Origin of the sequence: Dyadobacter sp. (assembly GCF_051859145.1) — a bacterium.
GTDB lineage: Bacteria > Bacteroidota > Bacteroidia > Cytophagales > Spirosomataceae > Dyadobacter.
The window spans coordinates 1-10508 of the sequence record NZ_JBHYGF010000116.1; the positions used below are offsets into that span (position 1 = coordinate 1).

General features: G+C 46.7%; 7 protein-coding genes. 2 read left to right on the top strand and 5 right to left on the bottom strand.

Translation table 11 applies throughout. The annotated features are described in order from the left end of the window. Positions 1 to 562: Tn3 family transposase (locus tag ACTIE6_RS08505; protein ID WP_439556229.1), on the top strand; the 562-nt coding region annotated here is incomplete at its 5' end. A 45-nt stretch (positions 563 to 607) separates the two neighbouring features. Further along, positions 608 to 1102 carry a TonB-dependent receptor domain-containing protein gene (locus ACTIE6_RS08510; protein WP_439556230.1) on the top strand — a complete coding sequence of 165 codons (495 nt, stop codon included), beginning with the start codon at positions 608 to 610 and terminating at the stop codon, positions 1100 to 1102. Positions 1103 to 1162: 60 nt separating this feature from the next. On the opposite strand, the gene ACTIE6_RS08515 is transcribed toward ACTIE6_RS08510, so the two are convergent. The 5 genes from ACTIE6_RS08515 to ACTIE6_RS08535 form a co-directional block, all read right to left on the bottom strand. Then, entirely contained in the window at positions 1163 to 3199 is a 2037-nt protein-coding gene (locus ACTIE6_RS08515) for a heavy metal translocating P-type ATPase (RefSeq protein ID WP_439556231.1), read from the bottom strand. 14 nt (positions 3200 to 3213) lie between these two features. Then, a complete protein-coding gene (locus tag ACTIE6_RS08520; protein WP_439556232.1) occupies positions 3214 to 3834 on the bottom strand; it encodes a hypothetical protein in 621 nt (206 codons plus the stop codon). Between the two features lie 3 nt (positions 3835 to 3837). Next, on the bottom strand, positions 3838 to 5049 hold the full coding sequence (locus tag ACTIE6_RS08525) for an efflux RND transporter periplasmic adaptor subunit (protein ID WP_439556233.1): 1212 nt from the start codon (positions 5047 to 5049) through the stop codon (positions 3838 to 3840). A gap of 38 nt (positions 5050 to 5087) precedes the next feature. Then, the gene (locus ACTIE6_RS08530; protein ID WP_439556234.1) at positions 5088 to 9479 is read right to left on the bottom strand and encodes a CusA/CzcA family heavy metal efflux RND transporter; all 4392 of its coding nucleotides are present in this window, start codon (positions 9477 to 9479) and stop codon (positions 5088 to 5090) included. Positions 9480 to 9566: 87 nt separating this feature from the next. Then, positions 9567 to 9953, bottom strand: a complete 387-nt coding sequence (locus ACTIE6_RS08535) for a DUF6660 family protein (protein ID WP_439556235.1) — start codon at positions 9951 to 9953, stop codon at positions 9567 to 9569. Between the last annotated feature and the right edge of the window lie 555 nt (positions 9954 to 10508).

Consider the following 10508-nt stretch of genomic DNA (forward strand, 5'->3'; position numbering starts at 1 on the left):
TGTCAATATCGACTACTTGAAAAAACATGCCGATGAGCTTAAAAGAGTGGCTGCTTCGGTTTTGACAGGAACAGTAACAGCCTCACTACTAATCAATAAACTTCAATCCTACCCAAGACAAAATAACCTCATGTATGTTTTGCAGTCATACGGACAACTGGTAAAAACGATTTTTATATGTAAATACTTACTACAATTGCCGCTCAGGCACCGTATCAATACCCAGCTTAATAAAGGGGAGCAACTCCATAACCTGCGGGTTTATCTTTGGTTCGGAGGTGATGGGATCATTCGCAAGAAGCAAGAAAAACAGCAACAAGTTACAGCCAGATGCCTTAATCTGCTGACAAATATCGTAATGGTCTGGAATACTGTTTACATCCAGGAAATTCTTAAACAGCTTCAAAAGGAAGGTTATCAAGTCGATGAAAAAGATCTGGAACATATCTCTCCGGCCCCTTTTGAGCATATAAACCGGTTAGGAAAATATGATTTCAACGATGAAATCAGGTTACAAGAGAACGGGCTACGAGCTTTGCGGCCGCCTGTCGATAAGCGTTAATTAGCAAACCGCTATTTTCCGTCCATTTGTAATGAAAACCTCTTATTGCAAACAACCCGGGCCCCAGAAATAACAAAACTATCGAACGTGGATGGCTATGTTGATACCAAAGGCATGGAGACCAATTTAAAGCTAAGCTATGCAGACTTCAAGCTTTTCATTGGTTACACACTCACTGATGCACAGCTTGACGAAGATGGCAGTAAGAGGGTTAATCCGTTAACAGCAAAGCACCGGCTTAATAACGTGCTGATGTACGAGGTTGAAGACAAATGGAAGATAGGCCTTGAAGCCTATTATTACAGCAAGCAAACTTTGAGCGATGGCACAAAAGGTAAGTCTTATTGGATCACGGGCTTTATGGCCGAGCGGTTATGGGAGAAATTTTCACTTTTTGTTAATTTTGAAAACTTCACAGATACCCGCCAAACCCGCTTTGGATCTATTTACAACGGAACAATTACCAATCCTGTATTCAAGGATATTTATGCGCCGCTGGATGGGTTTGTAATTAACGGAGGTATCAAGCTCAACTTGTAAACCGCTCAAAACAAAAACCTTCGGATGTAGCCGAAGGTTTTTGTTTTGCCTTTATGCAGGTTAGATCTTTTTGCCCTGAATGCGGAAGGCGTTCAGGATCGCAAGAAGTGCTACCCCTACGTCAGCGAAGACAGCTTCCCATAAAGTCGCAATCCCTTCTGCACCCAAAAGAAGTACGATTGCTTTCACAGACATGGCAAGGATAATATTTTGCCAAACAATGGATCGGGTAATTTTTCCTGCCCTAATTGCCGAAACGATCCTGGACGGTTGGTCATTCTGGATGACCACATCCGCTGTTTCGATGGTCGCATCAGATCCTAGCCCCCCCATAGCAATCCCTGCATCGGCGAGTGCGACTACCGGCGCGTCATTAACGCCATCCCCGACAAAGGCCAGGTGTTTTCCAGCATCCTTGAATGCCTGTACTTTCTCGACTTTACCTTCGGGCAACAGGTCCCCATAAGCTTCATCGATGCCCAGTTCTTTTGCGACTTTCTGGGCAACAGCAGATTTGTCGCCGGAAAGCATTACAGTCTTGATGCCCAGGGCATGCATATCTTTGATAGCCTGGGCAGCATCTTCTTTGATCTCATCGGCAATCGTAATGTAACCTGCATATTTGCCATCGACGGCCACAACAACGATTGTTTCCTGAATATCCTTGATATCACCTGGATAGGAAATGGAGAATTTATCCAGCAATTTTAAGTTACCGGCAAGCAGCTCCTTACCTGCCACTTTGCCTTTCAGGCCATGCCCTGATATCTCTTCAACATCAGTTGGGTCTTCCGACTTTTTGTCCTGCTGGTATTCCATCACTGCCCTTGCCACCGGGTGCGTGGAAGCGCTTTCCAGGGATGCGGTCAGATGCAGGAACTCTTCTTTGTCCATGTCTGTGACAACCTGCTGTACTTTAAATACCCCCTTGGTAAGTGTGCCCGTCTTGTCCATGACAATGGTATCGACCTTGGTCATCACATCCAGGAAGTTAGAACCTTTAAAGAGGATACCGTTACGGGAAGCAAGGCCGATCCCTCCAAAGTACCCCAAGGGAATAGATATGGTCAGTGCACAGGGGCACGAGATAACCAGGAAAACCATCCCACGGTAAAGCCACTGGTTAAACACATAATCGTCTACAAAAAAGTAGGGTAGCAATGTAATGGCCAGGGCTAGAAAGAAAACGATAGGTGTATAAATTTTTGCAAACTTGCTGATAAAAAGCTGGGTCGGGGCTTTTCTGGCCGTAGCGTCCTGTACCATTTCCAAAATCCTGGAAAGCTTTGAATCTTTGAAAGCCGTTGTCACTTTAAGCTCGATAGGCCTGTCCAGGTTGATCATACCGGCAAGGACTGCACTCCCTTTTTCTTTGGTATCCGGCTTGGACTCACCCGTTAATGCAGCCGTGTTGAAACTGGCTGAATCTGTCAGCAGCTCACTGTCCAGGGCAACTTTCTCACCTGGCTTGACCATGATGATATCACCGATCGCAGCATCAGAGGGGTTAATGACCTTGTTGCCCTCGCTTCTCTTGACCGTCACTTTGTCCGGACGGACATCTAATAGCGCTTTGATGGAGCGCTTGGACCGGTTGACTGCCAAATCCTGAAAAAGCTCACCTAATTCGTAAAAAATCATGACAGCAACCCCTTCGGCGAATTCACCGATATAAAATGCACCCAGTGTCGCCGTTGTCATGAGCGTGAACTCATTGAAGAAATCAGCTCTTTTGACCCTTCTAAAAGCGATTTGTATCGTTTTATGGCCCGCCAGCACATAGGCAATAACCATTAGCCCAATCTCGACTGGTTTTGCAACCGGGATGTCAAGCACTTTATTTACCAGCAGAAACCCCAGCAGGATTAACAGACTAAGCCATAATGCCCACCGGCTTTTGATCAGGCTTTCGCTTCCTGCTTGCCCGCCATGATCATGGCCGTCCCCTTCACTGTGGCCAGCATCATCTTCATGCTCTTCCCCTTCGGCATGCTCTTCCCCTTCGGCATGGTCATGGCCTTCGTGCTGCTGTTTGCCTGCCAGCTGGGCAGCAACCGGGATTGTCTTTTCAGGCTGGTCATTTTGTTTTTTCTCCATGATATTGTCCCTTTTTAGATTTCTACAATAAAGTTTAATATGGCCAGGGCTATCAGTGTAAGCCCGGTAATGAGCTGCTCATAGTGTTCCAGCCAATGAATATTTATGCTTTTAATCCCTTTCCTTCCCAGGCTTACCATCAGCATCATGCCTGAGAGAGTCAACACATTATAAATCAGTACAATTGTCAAAACCGCATACCACCCGATAGCCCCGGCGTTCAAAAAATAGGCGTTGATCTCAAAGCATGGTGAGAGAAACATCATCAGCATTAGCGATAGCAATATCCTACGGTGGCTACCGTATTTCAACAATTTCTCATCGATATGGCTATGTGCCTGATGGCGGTAATGTTGCATGACAAACCAGAGCCCTAGTAACAGCAAGAACAAGGGTACGATCTTACTGGCGATAATGCTTTGGTTCTCTGAGAGCTGAAAGCCTGCAAAGCTGACCATCAAACCAAAGATCGTTGTACTCAATGTATGCGCCGCCCCTGCCAAAAATGTGGTATTTAAAACCTGCCGTCTGCTCCACCCCATAGACCTGCCGATCGTTACGAACGGAAGCCAATGGCTGGGGATCAGCGCATGGATCAGGCTAAGTGCAATACTGCCAAGGATGATCTGGTTCATAGGTTAGTGGCCTTCTTCTTCCTCTGAATTTTTAAGTTTCGATAAAAGTGCATATGCCCCTTTCAGGACAATCTTCGGGGTTTGTCCGTCAAATTCCTGCGGGAATTTGACTTGTGTGTACCCGCTTTCTGATACCCCTTTACCTACCTGTACCATCTCAAAAATCAGGCCCTCTGACTCAGCACCCTTTGAGGTACTGTCTGGGTGGGCACCTTCCGGCCGCTGCACGAAAATGTAGGATTCACCTTCAAAGTCGACAATGGCTTGGTTAGGGAGCGCAGTCACAGGATTTGCACCGGTTTCGATTACCGCTTTTACAAAGTTCTGTGGCAACAAGCCCTTTTCATCTTTTTCCAAATGGCAATGCACCCGGACCGTTCGGTCTTCATTGATCTTCTGGTTGATCAGGTAAACTTTGGCCAGGTATTCTTTGCCGGGATGGTTGCTGACTGTAAAGCGCACCAGTTGGCCTAGTTTGATTTTAGGGATATCCTGCTCAAATATTGAAAGCTCGACGTGCAAGTGGTCTGTGTCCACAATTTCAAACATCACGTCGGTCGGGTTGACGTATTTGCCCAGGTTCACATTCACAGTCGTGACAGATCCGCTGATGGGTGAGCGGATCACGGCGCTGTTGACAATGGTTCCTGTTTGTAAAACTTTCAGGTTTATGCCCGCCGTGATCAGCCTTTCTTTTAACCCGGCTAGCCGCGCCTTCTGGGTCTTTACTTCCGAGGCTGCTTGTTGCAACACTTTTTGGGCATTGATATTCTCTTTGCTCAATTCCAGCTGACGGCTGTATTCCTGCTGCGCATATTCCAGCTTACTTTCCGTTTCCAGGTAGTCTTGCTGGATCTGGATAAAATCTGGGTTTTCAATGGTTGCCAGTACCTGACCTTTCTTAACCTGCATGCCCTGCAAGAGCTCGGTTTTTCTAACAAACCCGCCCAGGGGTGCCGATATGCTTACCAGGTTTTGCGGCGGGATATCAATCACTCCATTGGCTGTGACAACAGCACTCAGGCTACGGGTAGTGGTCGCCCCCAATTCGATAGCAGCCGTTTCATACTGCGCTTTGGTCAGCTCAACTACATTCCCTTCCTGCTCGTGATGCTCCCCGTCCTGATGGGCTGGCTCCTGCTGCTTTTCTTCTTGTTTTTTACCGCAGGCCCAAATGCCTGTCAGAAGAAACAAGACAACTAATATATTTTTCATTGTATAGATCATTAGTAATGATTGATAATTAAAGCAGGTCATTGCTGTCCAGAAACCAGAAATTCGATTTCAATGACCGATTGGTTATAACTGTCCAGCAGGTCCAGATAAGTAGACCTGATATTTAAAGCCCTTGTCAGTGCTTGCGAAAACTCGACATAACCAATCTCGCCTGCTTCATATGCCTTTGTGGCATTGCCTGCGATCAGATCAGCTAAAACCAATGTTTTCTGTTCATATAAAACCAGGCTTTGATTTGCGCTCTGATACGATTGGATAGCTTGCTGCAAACTGCTGCCTAGCTGCGCGCGCGCAAGCTCCACCTGGTTCTGTGCCACTTTTTCATTGAGCTCAGATGCTTTGACCCGCGCCCTGGCAGCACCACTAAAAACAGGTATCGAAACGCCCAATTGAAATCCTTGGAAACGCTTTCCTGCACCATAAAAAACTTCCGTACCGTTGATGTTTTGCCCACCAATCAACGACTGGTTAAAATATCCGATGCTGAAATCAGGTAGCAGGCTGGTGCGCGCCACGGCAGTTGCCTGTCTCTCAATGGTTATTTGCTGGCTTAAATACCGCAAATATGGATTTGAATTAATACCCGAAGTATCGAGTAGTATCTGGCCAAGTCCGCGTCTTACCAGCGTATCGGTTTGGGCTTCCACGGGCTGCGCGCTATTAAGCAGTATCTGTAGCTGCTTTTGCAGCACTAGTAAATTACCCTGGCTTTGAATAAGGCGTGCCTGGATTTCACCCTGCTCACTTTCTGCTACTGAATATTCGAGCTGGCTTGTTTCGCCGGTTTTAAAGCGCAGGGCTGCTGCTTTTACAAACCGGTCGGCACGCAAGCCTTCTGCCAGTAGCAACTGCTGCTGTTGTTTTAAGAGAACCTGCTGGTAATAATTGCTTTTGATTTGCCGGACAAGCTCGGCCCTGGTCACTTCGAGCCTTGCCTGTGCACCGTTTATCTGGGCATTCAACAGTGCCTTTCTTTTGCTGGCCACCTTTGGGTGGGGCACTGTTTGCGATAGGTTGAACTGGTTATCAAACCGGTTACTATTGTACTGTCCGCCCATCCAGGAGATATCCGTCTTTGCGATCTCAGCAGAAGTCCCAAGTAGTGCACGCTGGTAATCGATCTGGTAAATACCGGCTTTGACTTCCAGGTTTTTACTGGCCGCTTCACTAATAGCTGTTTCAAGAGAAATCTTGCGGCTTACATGCGTGGAATCCTGCGCCTGAACACTTGGAGCAGAAAAGCTGCATGCAGCAAAAACAAGCAGAAGCGCCCCAGCCTGTTTGATTGCAGCACCACCAAAACGCTTTTCGACAATCAGGTAAAGTACAGGCAGTACCAAAAGGGTTAAAAGCGTTGCAGACACAAGCCCCCCGATAACCACAGTCGCAAGCGGACGCTGGACTTCCGCGCCTGAGCTGTTGGACAAAGCCATGGGCAAAAACCCGAGTGATGCCACAAGCGCAGTCATCAGTACCGGGCGCAAACGGGTTTCGGTTCCTTGAAATATGACCTTTTTCAAATCACTCATCCCTTCTTTTCTAAGCGAATTGAATTCGGCAATCAGTACAATCCCGTTTAAGACAGCCACGCCAAAAAGTGCAATAAAGCCAATGCCGGCTGATATACTGAAAGGCATTCCACGAAGTGAAAGGGCAACGATACCTCCAATCGCCGACAGCGGGATAGCCGTAAGGATCAAAAGGCTTTGACGCAGTGAGTTAAATGTAAAATAGAGCAGCACAAAAATAAGCAGCAACGCAATCGGTACAGCGACGCTTAGACGGGTATTGGCCTCCTGCAGGTTTTGGAACTGGCCTCCATAAGTGGTATAGTAACCCGTAGGAAGCTTGATCTGACTATCGATTTTTGTCTGAAGTTCCTTTACAATGCTTTCTACATCCCTGCCCCGGACATTGAATGCTACTGTTATCCTGCGCTTGGCGTCCTCCCTTTGGATCTGGTTAGCCCCTGTTTTCATCTCAACAGTAGCTATCTGGCTTAGTGGCACCTGCTCTCCGTGTGATGTAGTCACAAACAATGCTTGTACGTCTTCAAGGGCTTGACGGTTTTCACTTTTAAGCCTGACTACCAGCTCATACCGTTTCTCACCTTCATAAACCAGGCCGGCACTGCTACCGGCAAATCCCGTATTAATCGTACGGTTAGCGTCTTCAATACTAATGCCAAACTGGGACATGCGGTCACGGTCAAAAGTAACGACTATCTGTGGCAGGCCGCTGACTTCTTCCACATACAAATCTTCTGCCCCTTCCACGGATGACACCAGTTTGCCGATCTTGTCGGCCTGTTGGGCCAAAACATCCAGGTCTTCACCAAAAATCTTGATTGCAACATCTTGCTTTACCCCTGAAATCAGCTCATTGAACCGCATCTGGATAGGCTGTTGAAAACCAAACGTTACACCAGGGATGGTCTGGGTAAGGGTAGCCTGCATTTTTTCTGCAAGCTCTTCCCGTCCTTGTGCTTTTGTCCACATCGATTTTTCTTTCAATATGACCATCACATCACCCGCTTCCACAGGCATAGGATCGGTTGGTATCTCGGAAGCACCGATCTTGCCGACTACTTCTATGACTTCATCGGGAAAGTTCTTTCGTAGCACGCCGGCAGCCTTTTGCACGGCATCGACGGACTCAGAAAGTGAGCTCCCTGTCAGCACGCGCATTTCAATGGCAAAATCACCTTCGTCGAGTTGCGGGATAAACTCGCCGCCCATATTTAGGAACATCCAAAGGCTAATGCCGAAAAGTGCCAAAGCTGTCACAACTACAATTACTCTTCGCCGTAGTGCAAAGCCTAATGCAGGCAAATAAAGCCTGTGGAAAAAGGCAATAATACGGTCTGAGATATTGGGCTTGTGCTCATTTTTCTTACTTAAAAACAGCGCCGATACCATCGGCACGTAGGTCAGGGAAAGGATAAATGCACCCAGAATTGCAAAGCTGACGGTCTGTGCCATAGGCCGGAACATTTTTCCTTCAATACCTACCAGCGCAAGGATCGGCAGGTACACAATCAGGATGATGATTTCACCAAAGGCTGCTGAATTCCGGATCTTGGAAGCCGATTCATAGACTTCGTTATCCATCTCCTGCTGTGACAGACGGTGCGTATATTTCTTGCCCATAATATGGTGCAGCGTAGCTTCAACAATGATCACGGCACCATCTACAATGAGGCCAAAGTCAATGGCGCCAAGGCTCATCAGGTTACCCGATACACCGAAAAGGTTCATCATACTGACCGCAAAAAGCATCGCTAGTGGGATCACCGAGGCTACCACAAGCCCGGCACGCAGGTTACCCAGCAAAAGGATGAGAACAAAAATGACAATAAGCGCCCCTTCGACCAGGTTTCTGGAAACGGTGCCAATGGCATTATTTACTAGTTTTGTCCGGTCCAAAAACGGCTCGATCACCACACCTTCCGGGAGCGTTTTAGTGATCTGCTCGATCCTTTCTTTTACATTGCCGATTACCTTGGCCGCATTTGCGCCTTTCAGCATCAACACCAGCCCGCCAACCACTTCGCCTTCATCGTTGCGCGTCATCGCACCATACCGTACCGCGGTGCCGTATTGTACTGTTGCGATATCACGGATTAGCACAGGCAGGCCGTTAGAAGTTTCTTTGACCTGGATACTTTCGATATCTTTCAAATTTGCAATCAGCCCCTCGCTCCTAATAAAATACGCATTGGGTTTTTTGTCGATGTAAGCCCCGCCCGTATTCTGGTTGTTTTTTTCAAGGGCCGAAAATATCTCGCTCATTGAAATTTGCGCACTTCTGAGCTTAAATGGATCAATTGCGATTTCGTATTGTTTGACAAATCCACCAAAGCTGCTTACATCAGCGATCCCTTCGGTACCCAACAGCTGCCGTCTGACAATCCAGTCCTGGATGCTTCTGAGCTCCATAGGCGGATACTTCTTCTCATATCCCTTTTTGGTGTGCAATACATACTGATAAATCTCGCCAAGGCCTGTAGTGACCGGTGCAAGCTCTGGTGATCCTGCACCAGGTGGTATCTGCTCCACCGCACTTTGCAAACGCTCGGAAACTTGCTGGCGGGCCCAGTAAACATCAATGTTGTCTTTAAAAACGATTGTAACAACTGAGAGCCCAAACCGTGAAATAGAGCGGATTTCCTCCGTGCTCGGGATGGTTGCCATGGCTGTTTCAACGGGAAACGTTACAAGGCGCTCTACTTCTTGCGCAGCCAGCGAAGGACTGCTTGTAATGATCTGTACCTGGTTATTGGTGATGTCGGGCACAGCATCAATAGGAAGCTGCGTGAGCGAATAAATACCCCAGACAACGAGCGCAAGGGTAAATATTCCTATAACAAGCTTATTATGAATTGAAAAATGAATGACTTTATCTAACATCTGGACTTAGAATTTGTGTAGAATGAGCCTATAACCGTGACTCAGAGAGCCACAGCAATAAAGCAAACCATAAATGAATGGGTTACACTAAATCCTGGGTGGTTGCCAGATAGATGCCAGACCACCACCTTTGCAATCAGCCGTATAAGTGAATGCATCATCATTGAAAAATGATACCGAAGCCACCTCAGGCAAAGAAGCGACAGGCTCCTGAAGAGTTATGCCAGCGCAGCAGGCACAAATACAAAATGGGGAGCAAAGGTCAACAATGCCTTGATCCTGATGATCTGCATTGGCATTAATGGTGGTCGTTGTGGCCGCATATGAGATACGCAATACTTCATCCTGGCAGGGAATGCAGGAAAGTATCACCGTGTAAAAAGCTAATATGTAAAGAGCTAATCTCATAATATTGCAAAAGTAGCTCAATAAAACATGCAACAGGTAGTCAGAAACAAATAAGATCTCAACCATATTTGTAGTCTGTCATCCAAGCAGCCAAGTCATGAAAAGCAAGAAGGTCATTCCCAACTTTTCTAATCGCACAAAGCCGGTAAAGTCCCCGTACCGCTCATTGATGAAGGCATCAAAGCCCGTTAAGCCATCTACCTTGCTAAGGATTCTGTATTTTCTTTTGGGAGCTTTCTTGTTGGTAGCGATATTTTTAAAACTTAGCCACTATTTTATCACGCATTGAAATGGTCATGCTTGAAAAAGGAAGTCGGTAAAAAGTACAGTTTAACGTGTCCAATTGTAAAGCAAACTTGTGCTAGATCATTGATTATTAGTAGACTTACAAACAAGCTCGTACTCAACTTATAATTACAAAAATACCACCGATTAATTTGGCAGGTATTCGGTATCGACAATATCTATAACGTTGCGTTAAACACGGAGTGCCGTTGCCTTTCGGTAGTATACCCAGGTAAGAAATATTAGAACCAAAGTGAGAGCAGTGAAGATCAGGCTCAAATGATTATTGGTCAATAAAAAGCCGCCCGCTAATGCGCCAAATGCGGAACCAGCATC